Source organism: Streptomyces sp. NPDC020996 (genome assembly GCF_040641355.1).
GTDB lineage: Bacteria > Actinomycetota > Actinomycetes > Streptomycetales > Streptomycetaceae > Streptomyces.
Window position 1 is genome coordinate 17,655 of the sequence record NZ_JBFADM010000045.1, and the last position, 17,810, is coordinate 35,464.

16 protein-coding genes, 1 tRNA gene and 1 pseudogene are annotated in these 17,810 nt (G+C 69.0%); 10 read left to right on the top strand and 8 right to left on the bottom strand.

Annotated elements, in window-relative coordinates:
• The first annotated feature begins 538 nt into the window (after positions 1-538).
• Both AB0G63_RS26850 and AB0G63_RS26855 read left to right on the top strand, forming a co-directional pair.
• A complete protein-coding gene (locus AB0G63_RS26850; RefSeq protein ID WP_360755014.1) occupies positions 539-1,072 on the top strand; it encodes a peptidylprolyl isomerase in 534 nt (177 codons plus the stop codon).
• Between the two features lie 173 nt (positions 1,073-1,245).
• Positions 1,246-2,133, top strand: a complete 888-nt coding sequence (locus tag AB0G63_RS26855) for a rhomboid family intramembrane serine protease (RefSeq protein WP_360755016.1) — start codon at positions 1,246-1,248, stop codon at positions 2,131-2,133.
• A 301-nt stretch (positions 2,134-2,434) separates the two neighbouring features.
• On the opposite strand, the gene crgA is transcribed toward AB0G63_RS26855, so the two are convergent.
• A complete protein-coding gene (crgA, locus tag AB0G63_RS26860; protein WP_360755019.1) occupies positions 2,435-2,689 on the bottom strand; it encodes a cell division protein CrgA in 255 nt (84 codons plus the stop codon).
• Between the two features lie 140 nt (positions 2,690-2,829).
• Between crgA and AB0G63_RS26865 the strand changes: the two genes are divergently transcribed.
• Genes AB0G63_RS26865 through AB0G63_RS26890 form a run of 6 tightly spaced genes read left to right on the top strand, consistent with a single transcriptional unit; the run spans position 2,830 to position 7,015 of the window.
• Positions 2,830-3,609, top strand: a complete 780-nt coding sequence (locus AB0G63_RS26865) for a DUF881 domain-containing protein (protein WP_360755021.1) — start codon at positions 2,830-2,832, stop codon at positions 3,607-3,609.
• Between the two features lie 23 nt (positions 3,610-3,632).
• The gene (locus tag AB0G63_RS26870) at positions 3,633-4,343 is read left to right on the top strand and encodes a class E sortase (protein ID WP_360755024.1); all 711 of its coding nucleotides are present in this window, start codon (positions 3,633-3,635) and stop codon (positions 4,341-4,343) included.
• A gap of 19 nt (positions 4,344-4,362) precedes the next feature.
• On the top strand, positions 4,363-4,560 hold the full coding sequence (locus tag AB0G63_RS26875) for a hypothetical protein (protein ID WP_324790054.1): 198 nt from the start codon (positions 4,363-4,365) through the stop codon (positions 4,558-4,560).
• Entirely contained in the window at positions 4,557-5,195 is a 639-nt protein-coding gene (locus tag AB0G63_RS26880) for an aminodeoxychorismate/anthranilate synthase component II (RefSeq protein ID WP_360755026.1), read from the top strand. The genes AB0G63_RS26875 and AB0G63_RS26880 overlap by 4 nt, the downstream gene beginning before the upstream one ends.
• A complete protein-coding gene (locus AB0G63_RS26885; protein ID WP_360755028.1) occupies positions 5,192-6,247 on the top strand; it encodes a class E sortase in 1,056 nt (351 codons plus the stop codon). The genes AB0G63_RS26880 and AB0G63_RS26885 overlap by 4 nt, the downstream gene beginning before the upstream one ends.
• A 15-nt stretch (positions 6,248-6,262) precedes the next feature.
• Positions 6,263-7,015, top strand: coding sequence for a class E sortase (locus tag AB0G63_RS26890; protein ID WP_360755031.1), 753 nt, complete (start codon positions 6,263-6,265; stop codon positions 7,013-7,015).
• Positions 7,016-7,111: 96 nt separating this feature from the next.
• Here AB0G63_RS26890 and pknB read toward each other — a convergent pair whose 3' ends face one another.
• From pknB to AB0G63_RS26920, 6 genes are all read right to left on the bottom strand, one after another.
• On the bottom strand, positions 7,112-9,136 hold the full coding sequence (pknB, locus tag AB0G63_RS26895) for a Stk1 family PASTA domain-containing Ser/Thr kinase (RefSeq protein ID WP_360755034.1): 2,025 nt from the start codon (positions 9,134-9,136) through the stop codon (positions 7,112-7,114).
• A 170-nt stretch (positions 9,137-9,306) separates the two neighbouring features.
• Complete coding sequence (locus AB0G63_RS26900) at positions 9,307-10,788, bottom strand: penicillin-binding transpeptidase domain-containing protein (RefSeq protein WP_360755036.1); 1,482 nt, start codon at positions 10,786-10,788, stop codon at positions 9,307-9,309.
• Positions 10,785-12,221 carry an FtsW/RodA/SpoVE family cell cycle protein gene (locus AB0G63_RS26905; protein ID WP_360755038.1) on the bottom strand — a complete coding sequence of 479 codons (1,437 nt, stop codon included), beginning with the start codon at positions 12,219-12,221 and terminating at the stop codon, positions 10,785-10,787. The genes AB0G63_RS26900 and AB0G63_RS26905 overlap by 4 nt, the downstream gene beginning before the upstream one ends.
• Before the next feature lie 27 nt (positions 12,222-12,248).
• Positions 12,249-13,808, bottom strand: a complete 1,560-nt coding sequence (locus AB0G63_RS26910; protein WP_360755102.1) for a Stp1/IreP family PP2C-type Ser/Thr phosphatase — start codon at positions 13,806-13,808, stop codon at positions 12,249-12,251.
• A gap of 98 nt (positions 13,809-13,906) precedes the next feature.
• The gene (locus AB0G63_RS26915; RefSeq protein WP_360755040.1) at positions 13,907-14,419 is read right to left on the bottom strand and encodes an FHA domain-containing protein; all 513 of its coding nucleotides are present in this window, start codon (positions 14,417-14,419) and stop codon (positions 13,907-13,909) included.
• 10 nt (positions 14,420-14,429) lie between these two features.
• Positions 14,430-15,266, bottom strand: a complete 837-nt coding sequence (locus tag AB0G63_RS26920; RefSeq protein ID WP_360755042.1) for a DUF3662 and FHA domain-containing protein — start codon at positions 15,264-15,266, stop codon at positions 14,430-14,432.
• A 487-nt stretch (positions 15,267-15,753) separates the two neighbouring features.
• On the opposite strand from AB0G63_RS26920, the gene AB0G63_RS26925 reads away from it, so the two are divergent.
• Together AB0G63_RS26925 and AB0G63_RS26930 are read left to right on the top strand one after the other, a co-directional pair.
• A tRNA-Leu gene (locus AB0G63_RS26925) sits at positions 15,754-15,837 on the top strand.
• A gap of 378 nt (positions 15,838-16,215) precedes the next feature.
• Positions 16,216-17,279 (top strand): annotated as a pseudogene (locus AB0G63_RS26930) (sodium:proton antiporter).
• 13 nt (positions 17,280-17,292) lie between these two features.
• Here the strand turns inward: AB0G63_RS26930 and AB0G63_RS26935 are convergent.
• A complete protein-coding gene (locus tag AB0G63_RS26935) occupies positions 17,293-17,784 on the bottom strand; it encodes a CBS domain-containing protein (protein ID WP_360755045.1) in 492 nt (163 codons plus the stop codon).
• Positions 17,785-17,810: the final 26 nt, after the last annotated feature.

Below are 17,810 nucleotides of genomic sequence, written 5' to 3' on the forward strand. Positions count from 1 at the left end.
TCCTCGGTGGCGTACGGTATTTCGACTTTCCACCCTTTTACGGATCATGCCTGCCAACGGACCCCGGGGCATGTGAGGGCGGGCATCCGGGTCACACGGCGCGACTCCGGGCCGTCCGGCGGCGCGGAGCCGATCGAGAGCCCGATCGAGTGCCCTGGTCGGGAGAGCCGATCGAGAGCCCGATCGAGTGCCCTGGTCGGGAGAGCCGATCGAGAGCCCGATCGGGAGCCCGGTCGGGAGAGCCGATCGAGAGCCCGGTCGAGCGAGCCGGTCGGGGGGCGCTCGACAGAGCCGGTCGGAAGTCGATCATGAGCCGATCAAGAGTCGACAATCGGATATGAGGATGAATACGGTGCAAGGGGTGCTTGTCGTCGACAATGCCACGGATAGCCGTCGAGCGCCCCCGAACCGGACGCACTCGCCCTGTTCTCCCCCACCGACTTCCCCCCTGACCGCGCCCGGAACCGGCCGACGGGCGACGCGCGGCCCGGACCGTGCGAGGATCAGGGAGTCACAGGAAGACAACGGAAGGCAGATCGTGGCTGAGCAGCTTTACGCCACCCTGAAGACCAACCACGGCGACATCGAAGTCCGGCTCCTGCCGAACCACGCCCCCAAAACGGTCAAGAACTTCGTCGAGCTCGCCAAGGGCGAGCGTGAGTGGACCAACCCCGCCACGGGCCAGAAGTCCACGGACAAGCTCTACGACGGCACGGTCTTCCACCGGGTGATCAGCGGCTTCATGATCCAGGGCGGTGACCCGCTGGGCAACGGCACCGGCGGTCCCGGCTACCAGTTCGAGGACGAGTTCCACCCGGACCTGTCCTTCAACAAGCCCTACCTGCTGGCCATGGCCAACGCCGGTCCGGGCACCAACGGCTCGCAGTTCTTCATCACCGTCTCCCCGACGACGTGGCTGAACCGCAAGCACACCATCTTCGGCGAGGTCACCGACGCGGCCAGCCAGAAGGTCGTGGACGCCATCGCCACCACCCAGACCAACCCGCGCACCGACCGCCCGGTCAACGACGTCGTCATCGAGTCGGTCGTCGTCGAGACCCGCGAGGGCTGAACCGGCACCTGCCGGGAACTGAACCGGCACCCGCCGGTCACGCGCCGGCAGGGCGGGAATCAGTCGGCAGGGCAGGAACCAAACGCCCCGCTCATCCGTAAAGATGGGCGGGGCGGTGCGTATGCGCACAACCGGTATGCGCACACCGCCCGCCGGACGACCGAGGGGAAACCATGGACCACGCGGCAAGCAGCTCGCAGGACGCCATGAGCCTGCCCGGCTGCTACCGCCACCCCGACCGCGAGACGGGCATCCGCTGCACCCGCTGCGAACGCCCGATCTGCCCCGACTGCATGGTGAACGCCTCGGTCGGCTTCCAGTGCCCCGACTGCGCCCGGGGCGGCTCCGGCACCGGCCACGCGCCCGACGCCGCCAGGCCCCGCACCCTCGCCGGCGGCACGGTCGCCGCCGACCCGCGGCTGGTCACCAAGGTGCTGATCGCCGTCAACCTCGCGGTCTTCCTCGTCCAGCTCTCCGTCGGCGACCGCTTCACCGAGCGCTTCGAGATGCTGGGACAGGCCTACGTCCCCGTCCTCGGCTCCGTGCACGGGATCGCCCAGGGCGAGTGGTACCGGCTGCTGACCCCGATGTTCCTGCACGGCAGCTACATCCACATCCTGTTCAACATGCTCAGCCTGTGGTGGCTCGGCGCCCCCCTGGAGGCGGCCCTCGGCCGCGCCCGCTACCTCGCGCTCTACTTCACCTCAGGCCTGGCCGGCAGCGCCCTCACCTACCTGATCGCCGCACCGAACCAGCCCTCGCTGGGCGCGTCCGGCGCGATCTTCGGCCTCTTCGGCGCCACCGCCGTGCTGATGCGCCGGCTCAACTACGACATGCGGCCGATCATCGCCCTGCTGGTGATCAACCTGATCTTCACCTTCGGCTGGAGCAACATCGCCTGGCAGGCCCACATCGGCGGCCTCGTGGCCGGCGTGATCACCGGCTACGCGATGGTCCACGCCCCCCGCAGACACCGCGCCCTCGTGCAGTACGGCACCTGCGCCGTGGTACTCGTCGCCGTGGTCGTCATCACCCTGCTCAGGACGGCTCAGCTCACCTGAGGTGCCCGGTTGTCCACAGCGTGTGGCCAATCTTGTGCATGGAGTGCGGGAAGCAGCGCGCCCCCTGACTCGACCCGCGTTCACGCAGGTCAAGCAGGGGGCGAACAGGCGTCCGGGTGACGGTGTGACAGTCGTACCGGTGTCAATGGACGGGGAGTTATCCACAGATCGTCGTTTCTTTTCCCCAGGTGGCCTGTGGATATTTCCGCGATCTGTGGATAACCCGCCGGTCCCGTGGGTGCCGCCGGTCCCGTGGGCCGCCGGTCCCGCGGGTCCCGGCGCTCCTACGGCGCTGGCGGCGCTACTTCCACTGGGTGGAGACGGCGAAGCCGGCCGCGATGAACCCGAAGCCGACCACGATGTTCCAGTTGTCCAGCTTGTCGATCGGCAGTGAGCCGTCGGTCACATAGAAGATGACGATCCAGGCGAGCCCGATGAGGAACATGGCCAGCATCACGGGCGCGACCCAGGCGCGGCTGTTCAGCTTGATGGCGGTCGCCTGCTTCGCGGGCGGCGGCGTGTAGTCGGCCTTCTTGCGGATACGTGACTTCGGCACGAGGGTCTCTCCTGTCGATGCGCTGCGTGGCCGCGCAGGTAACTGGGTCGGGCTCGGGGGCGGTGCAAGGGGACTCTTAGCGCTCCCCCGGGCGTCCGTTAGCGTAGTGCTTCCGCGGCGCCGAAGGAGATAAGGGTACGTTGAGCAATTCTGCCGACTCTCCCCAGTCCGGTTCCACCCCTGCCCGCGGGCGCCGTTTCCGGCCCGTGCGGGTGCTCACGGTGGCCGTCTTCGCGCTCGCCGGGCTTATTTTCTTCACCAGTTTCGACACCGCCAAGGGCACCAACATCCGCACGGACACCTCCCTGCTGAAGCTCTCCGACCTCATCCAGGAGCGCAGCCGCAAGAACGGCGAGCTGGACGAGTCCAACGGCTCGCTGCGCGGCGAGGTGGAGTCGCTGGCGGCGCGGGACGACGGCAGGACCAAGGCGGAGGACGAGAAGCTCAAGGCCCTGGAGCACCGGGCGGGCACGCAGAAGCTGACGGGCGAGGCGATCACGGTCACGCTCAACGACGCTCCGCCGGACGCGACCGCCAAGCTGCCCGGTTATCCCGAGCCGCAGCCCGACTACCTGGTCATCCACCAGCAGGACCTGCAGGCGGTGGTGAACGCGCTGTGGCAGGGCGGCGCCAAGGGCATCAAGGTCATGGACCAGCGGCTGATCTCCACCAGCGCCGTGCGCTGCGTCGGCAACACGCTGATCCTGCAGGGCCGGGTGTACTCGCCGCCGTACAAGATCACGGCGGTCGGTGATCCGGAGAAGCTGAACAAGGCGCTGTCCGACTCCCCGGCGATCCAGAACTACATGGTGTACGTGAACGTCTACGGCCTGGGCTGGAAAGTCACCGAGAACGGGACGGTGACTCTGCCCGGTTACTCGGGCACAGTGGATCTGCACTACGCCGAGCCCGTGGGGTGAGCTGAGCCGTTCAGGAGCTGCCGGTGCGCGTCGTCGTCAGGACCGTCAGCGAGCTGTGCATCACCGTGGGCGCCCTGATCGTGCTGTTCGTCGTCTATGTGCTGTTCTGGACGGGTGTGCGGGCGGACGGCGCGATGGATCACCAGATCGACGTCCTGCAGGACCGGTGGGCGCGGCAGAGCGTGCCGTCGTCGGCGGCTGCCGGGACGTCCGCGTCCCCCGCTCCGGCCCCGGCCCCGGCCCCGAAGAGTCCGGCGCCGTATGCCGCGGGCAGGGCCTTCGCCATCATGTACATCCCGCGTCTTGGTTTCACGTGGAACAAGCCGGTCCTGGAGGGCACGGCCGTGGACACGCTGAAGAAGGGGCTCGGGCACTACGCGGGCACCGCCCGGCTCGGGCAGCGGGGGAACTTCGCGGTGGCCGGTCACCGGCGGACGTACGGCGATCCGTTCAAGGACTTTCCGAGGCTGCGCCGGGGGGACGCGGTGGTGCTGACGGACGGGACCACCTGGTTCACGTATCGGATCGACAAAGGGCCTTACAAAACGGTTCCGGCGGACGTTGAGGTGATCGACCCTGTGCCACGTAAGTCGGGGTATACACGCGAGGGCCGTTACCTGACGCTGACCACCTGCGATCCGGAGTGGGGGCACAGTCACCGGCTGATCGTGTGGGCACATCTGGACTCCACGCGGCCCGTCGAGGCAGGCAGGCCGGGCGCTCTGCGCCGTTAGTCTGGTGCCGGTACGGCGAATGGGTCCGGTGCCGTGGTGGAACGGAAGGGACGGCATGTACGGCTGGATCTGGCGGCATCTGCCGGGGAACGCGTGGGTGAAGGCGCTGATCTCACTCGTGCTGGTTCTGGCGGTGGTCTACATCCTGTTCCAGTACGTGTTTCCGTGGGCCGAGCCGCTGCTTCCCTTCAACGATGTGACGGTGGACAACCAGTGAGCGCGCGGATTCTCGTCGTCGACAACTACGACAGCTTCGTCTTCAACCTCGTCCAGTACCTGTATCAGCTGGGTGCGGAGTGCGAGGTGGTGCGCAACGACGAGGTGTCGACGGCGCATGCCCAGGACGGCTTCGACGGCGTCCTGCTCTCGCCGGGTCCGGGGACGCCGGAGGAGGCGGGCGTCTGCGTCGACATGGTCCGCCACTGCGCGGCGACCGGGGTGCCCGTCTTCGGGGTGTGCCTGGGGATGCAGTCGATGCAGGTGGCGTACGGCGGTGTGGTGAGCCGTGCCCCCGAACTGCTGCACGGCAAGACGTCGTTGGTGGAACACGGGGGCAAGGGCGTCTTCGCGGGCCTGCCGTCGCCGTTCACGGCGACGCGCTACCACTCGCTGGCCGCCGAGCCGGCGACGGTGCCGGCGGAGCTGGAGGTCACCGCCCGTACGCACGACGGCATCATCATGGGCCTGCGCCACCGCGAACTGCCGGTGGAGGGAGTGCAGTTCCACCCGGAGTCGGTGCTCACCGAGCACGGTCACCGGATGCTGGCCAACTGGCTGGTGGAGTGCGGCGACGAGGACGCGGTGGCACGGTCTGCGGGGCTCGCCCCGGTGGTGGGCAGGGCCACGGCGTGACCGCGTTGCGTCCCGAGCGCGAGTCCGGCGCCTCGTACGGGCAGGAGCCGTACGAGGCGTCCGGGGCGTTCGCGGACTGGTCGGCGGGGCAGCAGGCGCCCGAGGCGCCGACGCTGCCGCCGATCGACGAGGAGACGGTGGCGCTGCGGATCCCCGATCCGCCGCCGGAGCCGTCCCCGTCGCCCTCTGCGGCCCTGTCCGTCACTTCGGTCACAGGAAGCCCTTCCGGCGGCCGCGCGGCCCGGAGAAAGGCCGCCAAGCGCCGTCACGGGCGTCACGGGGGCGCCCGCCCGGCGTCCGCTGCCGCCGCTGCGGCGCCGGAGCCTTCGGGCGCGCCGCTGTCCCGGGTGGAGGCGCGTCGGCGGGCCCGCGCGAGCAAGGCGAGCCCGGCGGTCGTGGCGAGCCGGGTGATCGGCGAGGTGTTCATCACCACGGGCGTGCTCATGCTGCTGTTCGTCTCGTACCAGTTGTGGTGGACGAACGTCCGGGCGCACGCGCAGGCGGACAAGGAGACCAGCAGCCTCCAGCACGACTGGGCGGACGGCAAGCGCGCGCCGGGGAGCTTCGAGCCGGGGCAGGGCTTCGCGATACTCCACATCCCGAAGCTGGACGTGGTGGTGCCGATCGCGGAGGGCGTCAGCAACAAGAAGGTGCTCGACAAGGGCATGGTGGGGCACTACAGCGAGGGCGAGCTGAAGACGGCGATGCCGTCGGCGAAGACCGGCAACTTCGCGCTGGCCGGGCACCGCAACACGCACGGGGAGCCCTTCCGGTACATCAACCGGCTGCGGGAGGGCGACCCGATCGTCGTCGAGACGCAGGACGAGTACTACGTCTACACGATGACGTCGACGCTGCCGGTGACCCCGCCGAGCAACACCAGCGTGATCGGGCCGGTGCCGCCCGGCTCGGGGTTCACGCAGCCCGGCCGCTACATCACCCTGACGACCTGCACGCCGGAGTTCACCAGCAAGTACCGGCTGATCGTCTGGGGCAAGATGACCGAGGAACGGCCGCGCAGCAAGGGGAAGCCGGATGCGCTCGTCGAATAGGGGCGGTTGAACAACGTGGCAGCGACCACCGGCGGCACGCAGCACGAAGAGCACACCGGGGACTCACCGCCGGACGACGCGGCCCCCCGGCGTCCGGGCCGCATCGCGTTCGCGGTGAGCGTCTTCGGCGAACTGCTGATCACCTCGGGCCTGGTGCTGGGCCTGTTCGTCGTCTACTCGCTGTGGTGGACGAACGTGGTCGCGGACCGCAGGGCCGACCGGCAGGGCGACAAGGTCCGTGACGGCTGGTCCCAGGGACCGACCGGACCGGGCGCGCTCGACACCAAGGACGGCATCGGCTTCCTCCACGTGCCCGCCATGAAGAACGGCGAGGTCCTGGTGGAGAAGGGCACCTCGGCGAAGGTCCTCAACGACGGCGTGGCCGGCTACTACACGGACCCGATGAAGGCGACGCTCCCGATGACGGGCAAGAAGGGCAACTTCACCCTCGCCGCCCACCGGGACGGCCACGGCGCCAAGTTCCACAACATCGACAAGGTGAGGAAGGGCGACCCGATCGTCTTCGAGACGAAGGACAAGTGGTACGTCTACAAGGTGTACGCGGTCCTCGCCGAGACCTCGAAGTACAACGTGAAGGTCCTGTCGCCGGTGCCGAAGGAGTCCGGCCGCAAGAAGCCCGGCCACTACATCACCCTGACGACGTGCACCCCGGTGTACACGTCCCGCTACCGCTACGTCGTATGGGGCGAACTGGTCCGGGCCCAGAAGGTGGACAACAAACGGACCCCGCCGAAGGAACTGCGGTGACCGGCCGGCCGCGCTGACGGTCGGGCGGCTTCCGACGACGAGAGCCCCGGGCCCTTGCGGGCGCCGGGGCTCTCGTGTGTGCCGGGTGCGGGCGGGTCAGTTCTCCTGGCGGTACGCCACTCCGTTCACGCCGCCGAAGAAGTTGGTGCCGCCGTTGTCGTTGCCGCCGTTGTTGTTACCGCCCTGGCCGACGGTGATGAGGTCGACCGAGGTGCCCTTGTCGACGGTGCTGCCCTGGCTCGGGTTGGAGCCGAAGACCAAGGCGTTGTCGTCCGTCGATCCGGTGACGTTGCCGACTTGGAGACCAACCTGCTGGAGAGCCTTCCTGACGTCCTTGAGCTTCTGGCCCTGGATGTTGGGAACCTGGACCTGCTGGTTCTCCTTCGCCTTGCCGATCTGGATGGTCACCGCGGAGTTCTTCTTCACCTGGGTGCCGGCCGCCGGGCTGGTGCCGACGACCTTGCCGACCAGGGCGGCGTTGTCGGTCTCCACGTCGGTGCAGTTGCCGACGAGGTTGCTGGCCGTCATCTGGGCCCTGGCCTCGTCGCAGGTCTTGTTGGCGACGTCCGGGACCGTGACCGTCGCGGCGGCCTTGGCGATGGTGAGGGTGATCGTCGATCCCTTCTCCACCTCCTTGCCGAGCTTCGGGTCCTGGTCCAGAACCGTGTTCGGGTCCTCCGAGGACTCCTGCGTCTTCGTCTCGACCTGGAACTGGTAGTCGTCGCCCTCCAGCTTCGACTTGGCCTCGTCGAGGCTCAGCCCGATCACGCTGGGCACCGTGACCTTCGGGGCGCCCGTGGACACCACGAAGTTGACGGTGGAGCCCTTCTTGACGTCGGTGTTCTTGCCCGGGTCCTGCGAGCAGACCTTGCCCTTGCTCTGGGCCTCGCAGGGCTTGCGGGTGATCTCGCCCACTTCGAGGTCGCTGTTGGCCAGCAGCTTCTTGGCGTCGTCCTCGGTCTGGCTGACCAGGTTGGGCACCGGGACCGTGTCGTTGCCGGCGCCCCCGCCGCTGACGGCCAACTTCCCGATCAATATGGCGCCGATCAGCACCAGGACGCCCGCGACGACGAGGAGGATCGTGGAGGCGTTGTTCTTCTTCTGGCGGCGGCGGTCCGGACGGTCGTCGTAGCCGTAGCCGCCGTCGTCCGGGTTCATGGGCGGCAGCATCGACGTGGCGCCGGCGCCGGTGCCCGCGTCGGCGCGCAGGGCCGTGGTCGGCTGGTCGTCGGGGTAGCCGCCGTAGCCCACCGGGCTCATGGCCGCCGCGGCGGCGACGGGCTGGCCGTCGAGGCAGGCCTCGATGTCGGCGCGCATCTCGTCCGCGGACTGGTAGCGGTAGTTGGGGTCCTTGGTCAGGGCCTTCAACACGATCGCGTCCATCTCGGGCGTGATCTCGGGGTCGAAGACGGACGGCGGCTGGGCCTCTTCCCGCACGTGCTGGTAGGCGACCGCGACCGGGGAGTCGCCCACGAACGGCGGGCGGACCGTCAGCAGCTCGTACAGCAGGCAGCCGGTGGAGTACAGGTCGGAACGGGCGTCGACCTGCTCGCCCTTGGCCTGCTCCGGCGAGAGGTACTGCGCGGTGCCGATGACCGCCGCCGTCTGCGTCATCGTCATGCCGGCGTCGCCCATGGCGCGGGCGATGCCGAAGTCCATCACCTTGACCTGGCCGTTGCGCGTCAGCATGACGTTGGCCGGCTTGATGTCGCGGTGGACGATGCCGTTGCGGTGGGCGTACTCCAGGCCCTGGAGGATGCCGATGGTCATCTCCATGGCCCGCTCCGGCAGCAGCTTGCGGCCGGAGTGCAGCAGCTCACGGAGCGTGGAGCCGTCGACGTACTCCATCACGATGTACGGGATCGAGACCCCGTCGATGTAGTCCTCGCCCGTGTCGTAGACCGCGACGATCGCGGGATGGTTGAGCGAGGCGGCCGACTGGGCCTCCCGGCGGAACCGGGCCTGGAAGGACGGGTCGCGCGCGAGGTCGGCGCGCAGCGTCTTCACCGCCACGGTGCGGCCGAGGCGGGTGTCGTGCGCGAGGTAGACCTCCGCCATGCCACCACGGCCGAGCACCTGGCCCAGCTCGTACCGGCCGCCGAGGCGACGCGGCTCTTCCATAGCTTCCTACCAGCCCTCTCCGTCGGTCCCGACCGACACTGCTGTGCGGTCGGAGGCTGCCGTCCGGGCCCTACCGTACCCGGACAGCTGTGTGCGACTTGGCCGAGCCCGTCACCCGATACAGGACCGGTATCGCAACGTGCACCGATGCGTTGGGGACGTGACCGGGGTCACTTCTTGGAGTCGATGACCGCCTCCATCACGCTCTTGGCGATCGGCGCCGCGAGACCGCCACCGGAGATGTCGCCGCGGTTGGCCTTGTCGTCCTCGATCACGACGGCGACGGCCACCGGCGTGCTGCCGTCGCTGAGCTTGGCGTACGAGATGAACCAGGCGTACGGGTTGTTGCTGTTGTTGATGCCGTTCTGGGCGGTACCGGTCTTGCCGCCGACGGTGACACCGCTGATCTGCGCGTTCTTACCGGTGCCGTCCTTGACGACCGTCTCCATCATCGACTGCAGGATCTGGGCGTTCTCCGAGGACAGCGGCTGGCTCAGCTCCTCGGGGTCGGTCTGCGCGATGGTGTCGAGGGTCGACGACTGGAGCTTGTCGACCATGTACGGCTTCATCAGCTTGCCGTTGTTGGCGACCGCGGAGGCCACCATGGCCATCTGCAGCGGCGTAGCGGCGGTGTTGAACTGGCCGATGGACGACAGCGCCGTCTGCGACGGGTTCATGTTGTCGGAGAAGATGGATGCGCTGGAGCGCACCGGCGTGAACTGCTCGGAGGTGAAGCCGAACTTCTTCGCCTCGGCGAGCATCTTGTCGTTGCCGAGGTCGGAGCCGATCTTGCCGAAGACGGTGTTGCAGGAGTACCGCAGCGCGATCCGCATGCTCGCGTTCTTGCAGGGGATGCTGCCCTCGTTCTTCAGCTCGGTCGTGGTGCCGGGCATCGTCCACGGCAGCGGCGTCTTGGTGTCCTGGTCGGCGGAGGTGTACAGCCCGTTCTCCAGCGCGGCCGCGGCGGTGACCACCTTGAAGGTGGAGCCCGGCGGGTAGGTCTCGCGCAGCGCCCGGTTCAGCATCGGGTCGTCGGGGTTGTACTTCTTCTGCAGCTTCTTCCAGGCGGCGGCGTCGTCGTTGGAATTGCCGGCGAAGGCCGAGGGGTCGTACGACGGGAACGAGGCCAGCGCCAGGATCTTGCCGGTGGACGGCTCCAGGGCCACGACGGCGCCCTTGCCGTGGCCCTTCAGCCCGTTGTACGCGGCCTTTTGCGCGGCGGCGTTCAGGGTGGTGACGACGTTTCCGCCCTGCCGCTGCTTGCCCGTGATCATGTCGAGGGTGTTGCGGAAGAAGAGCCTGTCGTCGTTGCCGGTGAGGATGCCGTCCTCGATGGACTCCAACTGGTTGGCGCCGAAGGCCTGGGAGGCGTACCCGGTGACCGGCGCCCACATGGGGCCGTTCTTGTAGGTGCGCTTGTACTTCAGGTCGTTCAGGCCGTTGCGTTTGGTCTCGGCCGACCCGGTGACCGGGCTGCCGCCGACGATGATGTCGCCGCGCGGGGTGGAGTAACGGGCGATGGTGACGCGGCGGTTCTTGGGGTCGTCCTTCAGGCTGTCGGCCTTGACGTACTGGAGCCAGTTGTCGCGGATGAGCAGTGTGAGGACCAGGAGGCCGCAGAAGATCGCGATCCGGCGCAGGGGCTTGTTCACGGGCGGACCACCTGGGTCATCTCGGCGTCGGGGTTGGAGGCGGGGGCGGGCGCCGGTCGGCGCGCGGTGTCACTGATCCGGATGAGGATGCCGACGAGAGCCCAGTTGGCAATGACGGAGGAACCGCCGTACGCCACGAAGGGCATCGTCATACCGGTCAGCGGGATGAGGCCCATCACACCGCCGGAAACGACGAAGACCTGCAGAGCGAAGGCCCCGGAGAGGCCGATGGCGAGCAGTTTGCCGAATGGGTCGCGGGCGGCCAGCGCGGTGCGCACGCCGCGCTCGGCGATCAGGCCGTAGATGAGCAGGATCGCCATGATGCCCGCGAGGCCGAGCTCCTCGCCGAAGGTGGCGAGGATGAAGTCGGAGTTGGCGGCGAAACGGATGAGTTCGGAGTGGCCCTGGCCGAGGCCGGAGCCCAGGGTGCCGCCGGAGCCGAACGCCCACAGCGCTTGCATCGACTGCTCGGAGTGGCCGGCCACGCCCGCCTGGCTGAGCGTGTACTCCCGCATCGGGTCCAGCCAGGCCTGGACACGCATCTTTACGTGCGGTTCGAAGCTTGCCACGCCGACGGCGCCGGCCGCGGACATCAGCAGACCGAAGACGATCCAGCTGGTCCGCTCGGTGGCGACGTACAGCATGATGACGAACATTCCGAAGAACAGCAGCGAGGTGCCGAGGTCTGTCTCGAAGACCAGGATGAGGATCGAGATGAACCAGACGACCAGGATCGGGCCCAGGTCACGGCCGCGCGGCAGGTACAGACCCATGAAGCGGCGGCTGGCCAGGGCCAGCGCGTCCCGCTTCACCATCAGGTAGCCGGCGAAGAAGATCGCGAGCACGATCTTGGCGAACTCACCGGGCTGGATGGAGAACCCGGCGACCGAGATCCAGATCTTGGCGCCGTAGATGTTCGCGCCGAGGCCCGGCACCAGTGGTAGCAGCAGCAGGAACAGCGCGCCGACCATGGAGATGTAGGTGTAGCGCTGCAGGACTCTGTGGTCCTTGAGGAAGATCAGCACCACGATGAACAGAGCGATACCCATCGCCGTGTACAGCAACTGCCGGGGCGCTGCCGTGCCTGCCTGATTGATGGACTGCAGCAGCTTGGACTGGTCCAGACGCCAGATGACGACCAGCCCGAGTCCGTTCAGCAGCGTCGCCAGCGGCAGCAGCAGCGGGTCCGCGTACGGCGCGAACTTGCGCACCGCGAGGTGGGCGATGCCGGCCAGGAGGCCGAGGCCGAGGCCGTAGCTCAGCAGGCCGGCGGGCACCTGGTCGTCGATGGCCAGTCCCACGTTGGCGTAGGCGAAGATCGGGATGACCACGGCGAACACCAGCAGCGCCAGCTCGGTGTTGCGCCGGCTGGGCGCGCCGATCGCGCCGATCGTGGACGTGTGGTGCGTCGACGGATTGGTAGTACTGCTCATCGTGTGACGGGGCCTCTCACGGCTTGCCTACTGCTTACCGCACAGCGAGACGACCTTCTGCTCTTCCTCCGAGAGGGTCGGGCCGGGGCTGGGAGTGGCGGTCGGGGACGCGGACGGGGACGGGGACTTGGTGGCCGACGGGCTCGGCGACGCCTTGGACGCGAGGGAGGTGGTGGTGGTTCCCGTGGTGCCGCCGGCCTGGCCCTCGCCGGTCTTGGCGTTGTTCTCGCTGTCGGCCGCCTCCCGCTGGGCCTGCTTCTTGCACGCGGAGGCCTGCACGGCGAGTTCGTCGACCTTCGAGGCGGCGTCCTTCAGGCCGCCCTCGGCGATCGTGGCCTTGACCTGCTTCTGCTGGTACACCGGCAGGTACTTGAGTTCGATCTCGGGGTGGTCCTTCTCCACCTTCGACAGCGACACCCAGGCCAGGTCCTGGCTGATGCCGCGGTACAGCGCGACGTGCTCGCCGTTGGCGCCGACGTAGTACTGCGTCTGCGTCCAGCGGTAACCGCCGTACAGGCCACCGCCGATGACGGCGAGTGTGACCACGCTGTAGAAGGACCTCTTCAGCCATCTGCGGTTCTTGCGCGGCTTGACGAAGTCGTCGTCGGTGTAGTCGCCGAAGCCGCCCGTCGGGACGAAGCCGGTGATGTCGCCGGAGCCGGGCGGGCCGAACTCGCCGCCGCCGCCCTGCCCGTGGCCCTGCCGGCCGAGGCCGGAGGCGCGGCCGGCCGGGGTCTGCATGATGTTGTTGTCGTGCAGCTGGTTCTGGTTCTCGGCGACGGCGCCCACCACGACAGGCGTGTCGGACAGCTGCCCGGCGAGGGTGTCCCCGGTGTCGAGGTCGAGGACGTCGGCGACGATGACGGTGATGTTGTCGGGGCCGCCGCCGCGCAGCGCGAGCTGGATGAGCTCCTGGACGGTCTCCTGGGGGCCCTGGTAGCTGGCGAGGGTGTCCTCGAGGGTCTGGTGGGAGACGACGCCGGAGAGGCCGTCGGAGCAGATCAGATAGCGGTCGCCGGCCCGCACCTCGCGGATCGACAGGTCCGGCTCGACGTGCTCGCCGCTGCCCAGCGCCCGCATGAGCAGGGAGCGCTGCGGGTGGGTGGTGGCCTCTTCCTCGGTGATGCGGCCCTCGTCGACCAGCCGCTGTACCCAGGTGTGGTCCTGGGTGATCTGGGTGAGGACGCCGTCGCGCAGCAGGTAGGCGCGGGAGTCGCCGACGTGCACCAGACCGAGGCGCTGGCCGGTCCACAGCAGGGCGGTCAGCGTGGTGCCCATGCCCTCGAGCTGGGGGTCCTCCTCGACCATGGCGCGCAGCTGGTCGTTGGCGCGCTGCACGGCGGCGCCGAGGGAGGTGAGGATGTCGGATCCGGGCACGTCGTCGTCGAGGGCGACGATGGTGGAGATGGCCTCCGAGGAGGCGACCTCGCCGGCGGCGGCGCCGCCCATGCCGTCGGCGATCGCGAGCAGCCGCGGGCCGGCGTATCCGGAGTCCTCGTTGCCCTCCCGGATCATGCCCTTGTGCGATCCGGCGGCGAAGCGCAGTGACAGACTCATGCGCACCTCGCCCGTCGGCTCCGGGTACATCCGCACGGTGCCCACCCTCCGGTCGGGAGCGCGCCGGGGCCCTGGGTGACGGCCGCCGCTGCGTGCTCGCTCCGCTCGCGCTCATTCATGACGTAGCACTACTTCCGCAGCTCGATGACGGTCTTGCCGATGCGGATCGGCGCGCCCAGCGGGATCGGCGTGGGGGTCGTCAGCCGGCTCCGGTCGAGGTACGTGCCGTTGGTGGAGCCCAGGTCCTCGACGATCCACTGGCCGTCGCGGTCCGGGTAGATCCTGGCATGGCGGCTGGAGGCGTAGTCGTCGTCCAGCACGATCGTGCTGTCGTGCGCCCGGCCCAGCGTGATGGTCTGGCCCTGCAGCGCGACGGTGGTGCCGGTGAGTGTGCCTTCGGTCACCACCAGCTTGGTGGGGGCGTTACGGCGCTGGCGCCCGCCCGACTGCTGGCGCTGCGGCGGAGGCGCGGCCTGCTGGCGGGCTGCCTGCTGCGGCCGCGCGGCCTCCCGCCTGGAGCCGCGCTGGGTGACGCGCGTACCGAACAGGTCGCTGCGGATGACCTGCACGGCCACGATCACGAACAGCCACAGTACGGCCAGGAAACCCAGCCGCATGACCGTGAGGGTCAGCTCTGACATTGCCCCCGCTTCACCCTTCGGCTTGCCTATAGATAACGGTGGTGCTGCCCACGACGATCCGCGAGCCGTCGCGGAGCGTAGCGCGGGTGGTGTGCTGTCCGTCCACCACGATGCCGTTGGTGGACCCGAGATCCTGGATCGTCGAGGGCATTCCGGTCCGGATCTCACAGTGCCGGCGCGAGACGCCGGGGTCGTCGATCCGCACGTCGGCGTCGGTGCTGCGGCCCAGCACCAGCGTCGGGCGGGAGATCTGATGGCGCACGCCGTTGATCTCGATCCAGTAGCGGGTGCGTCCGCCGGCCGTCGGCGCGGCGCCCGCGGGCTGCGGGTAGCCGTAGCCGCCGGGGCGTCCGCCGGGCGGCGGCGCGGCCGGCATGGGCGGGGCGCCCGCGGGGGCTCCGGGCGGCGGGTAGCCGTAGCCGCCGTGCCGGGGCGCGGCCGGGGCGGCGGGCGCGGCGGACTGCTGGTTGGTGGAGGAGGCGAGCGTACGGCTGCGCACCCGGTACAGGCCGGTGTCGAGGTCGTCCGCCTTCTCCAGGTGGACCTTGATGGGGCCCATGAAGGTGTAGCGCTGCTGCTTGGCGTAGTCGCGCACCATGCCGGCGAGTTCGTCGCCGAGCTGGCCGGAGTAGGGGCTGAGCCGCTCGAAGTCCGGCGTGCTCAGTTCCACGATGAAGTCGTTGGGCACGACGGTGCGGTCGCGGTTCCAGATGGTCGCGTTGTTGTCGCACTCGCGCTGGAGCGCTCCCGCGATCTCCACGGGCTGGACCTCGGACTTGAACACCTTTGCGAAGGTGCCGTTGACCAGACCTTCGAGACGCTGCTCGAACTTCTTCAGGACTCCCATGGGGCACCTCCTCCGTAGCTGCTGCCGTCCGTCGTCCCGCCCTGCGGGCACTGTCTTACCTGGTACTGCTTACTGATCGTATCCACGCGCCGGTGAATCGGCCGGTTCCCCCTGTCGACCCCGTCGACGGGTGTCGACGCCTGACGAAGTTCCCTGCGGAGCAGTCGTTCGAACTCCTCCCGCGAACTCCTTCTGCCCAGGATCGTAGAGGCGGCTGCAGACCAGTGTCCCGCACCCGGCTGTGCACCTGTCCCGGCGCCGGGGGAGACGGGCCGGACCGGTACGAGGTTGATACGCGATCCGGTACGCCCTGAGACACCTCGGCGGGGAGCGGGACAGGGGGAAACTGCCCGGCGGACGCACGACTGCGCTGGTCGGAGGCCGCCCCGGGACAAGTGATGTGAACCCACCCCGCCCAGCGTGCTAATGTTCTGCGTGTCGGAAGGCGCCGGACCGAAAAGCCCGGAGCCCGAGGACAACACCCAATGCGCGGGTGGCGGAATAGGCAGACGCGCTGGATTCAGGTTCCAGTGCCCGCAAGGGCGTGGGGGTTCAACTCCCCCCTCGCGCACAGAAGCGAAGCGGTCCCATCGTGATCACGGTGGGACCGCTTCGCTGTGTCCCCGGCCCGGCGGTTCCGGCGCGGTGTGATGATGCTTACACACCGAAGTTCGGCTTCCGGTCCGGCAGATCCGGTGGTCCTCCCGGCGGATCCGGCTCGTTTTCGTGTCGTCGCGGTACCGCTCGGTGAACTGCCGGAGCCGGGTCGAGGACATGTAAGGTTCCCCGCGGTGTGCCGGGAAGCCTGGTCGGCGAGCAGGAGAGCGATCTCTCTTCCGATCGGGGTGACGGTCACGGTGCTCGTGGTGGTGTCCGGTGCCGCGCTGCCGGCGGCGTGCGCGGACGGCTGCCCGTGCCGCCCGCCCCCGACCAGGCCGGGGGCCCGTGCGTGAACGATTGGCAGAGCTGGGCGGCGGTCGTCGTCTTCGTCGGCGCGTACGCCCTGATCATCAGCGAGAAGATCCACCGCGTCGCCGTCGCCCTCGGCGGGGCCGGCCTGATGCTGGCGGTCCGGGCGACCGACGACAGGTCGGCCTTCTTCTCCGAGCACAGCGGCGCTGCCGGCGGCGCCGTTCCTGATCGCCGAGGTCATGGCGGCGAACATCGGGGGGACCGCGACCCTGGTCGGTGACCCGCCCGACATCATCATCGCCAGCAGGGCCGGACTGACCTTCAACGACTTCCTGGTCCACCTGGCCCCGATCGTGGCCGTCCTGCTGGTCGCCCTGCTCCTGGTGTGCCGGGTGATGTTCCGCGGGACGTTCCGCTACGACGGGGACCAGGCCGCCGAGATCATGGAGCTGGAGGAGCGCTGAGGCCATCAGGGATCCCCGGCTGCTCGTGCAGGGCCTGGCGGTGCTGGCGCTCGTGGTCGCCGGCTTCGTCCTGCACCCGGTGCTGCACTACGCGCCCAGTGTCGTCGCCCTGCTCGGCGCCGGACTGCTCATCGCCGTCTCCACGGCGGAGACCCGTGAGGTCCTCGACGAGGTGGAGTGGCCCACCCTGGCCTTCTTCGCGGGTCTCTTCATCATGATCGGCGGTCTGATCGAGACCGGTGGGATCGGCGAGATCTCCAAGACCCTGGCCGACACGATCGGTGACGACGAGCCGGCCGGTTCGATGACCCTGCTCGGCGCCTCCACGGTCCTGTCCGGCGTCGTCGACAACATCCCCTACGTCGCCACGATGGCGCCCATCACCAGCGATCTCGTCCAGAACATGGGCGGCGGCGCGGACCACGTCATGTGGTGGGCGCTGGCCCTCGGCGCCGACCTGGGAGGCAACGCGACGGCCATCGGCGCCTCCGCCAACGTCGTCGTGCTCGGCATCGCCGAACGCAACCGGCAGCCGATCTCCTTCTGGCAGTTCACCAAGTACGGCCTGGTCGTCACCGGCGTGACCGTGGCGCTCGCGCTCGCGTACGCGTGGCTGCGCTACTTCTCGCTGGGCTGACGCCGCTCGTGGATCAGGAGGGGTCCGGCGGGTGGGCGGCCCCGAGCAGCTCGTGCAGCAGGTGCGAGGCGGTGATCACACCCAGCAGACGCGTGCCGGCTTTCCCGCGCCCGCCCTTCGTCCGTTCCGCCACGGCCACCAGCGGGCTGCGCACCCGCGCCATCAGCGCGGCCACCTCCAGCGCGGTGTCGTCCGGGGCGGCGATCGGCGGCGGGTCCGCCTCCTGCGGCAGACAGCCTCCGACGCTCCGGCCCGTCAGGGCCCGGCAGAGCCTGTCGGCGTGCTTCTCGTCGACCACGGCGGCGAGCGTCGGGTCCTCGACGACGTAGGCGGGCACGAGCGCCTTGACCATCTGGGAGGCGGGAAGGATCGCCTTCGGTTCGCCCAGCTCGTCCACCACGAGCAGCCCCGGCAGCCTGTGCTCGGCCATCACCCGGGCCGCGTCCTCGGCGGCGCTGTCGACGCTCACCGTCTTGTACTCGACCGCCAGGTCACGTGCGCGCACGGCGGGTCCTCCTCGTCCGCTGGAGG

Coding starts and splice junctions, on each gene's coding strand:
- AB0G63_RS26855 (WP_360755016.1), top strand. CDS start 1,246: ATGGACCACGCGGCAAGCAGCTCGCAGGACGCCATGAGCCTGCCCGGC.
- AB0G63_RS26875 (WP_324790054.1), top strand. CDS start 4,363: ATGGGTCCGGTGCCGTGGTGGAACGGAAGGGACGGCATGTACGGCTGG.
- pknB (WP_360755034.1), bottom strand. CDS start 9,136: ATGGAAGAGCCGCGTCGCCTCGGCGGCCGGTACGAGCTGGGCCAGGTG.
- AB0G63_RS26905 (WP_360755038.1), bottom strand. CDS start 12,221: ATGAGCAGTACTACCAATCCGTCGACGCACCACACGTCCACGATCGGC.
- AB0G63_RS26910 (WP_360755102.1), bottom strand. CDS start 13,808: ATGTACCCGGAGCCGACGGGCGAGGTGCGCATGAGTCTGTCACTGCGC.
- AB0G63_RS26915 (WP_360755040.1), bottom strand. CDS start 14,419: ATGTCAGAGCTGACCCTCACGGTCATGCGGCTGGGTTTCCTGGCCGTA.
- AB0G63_RS26920 (WP_360755042.1), bottom strand. CDS start 15,266: ATGGGAGTCCTGAAGAAGTTCGAGCAGCGTCTCGAAGGTCTGGTCAAC.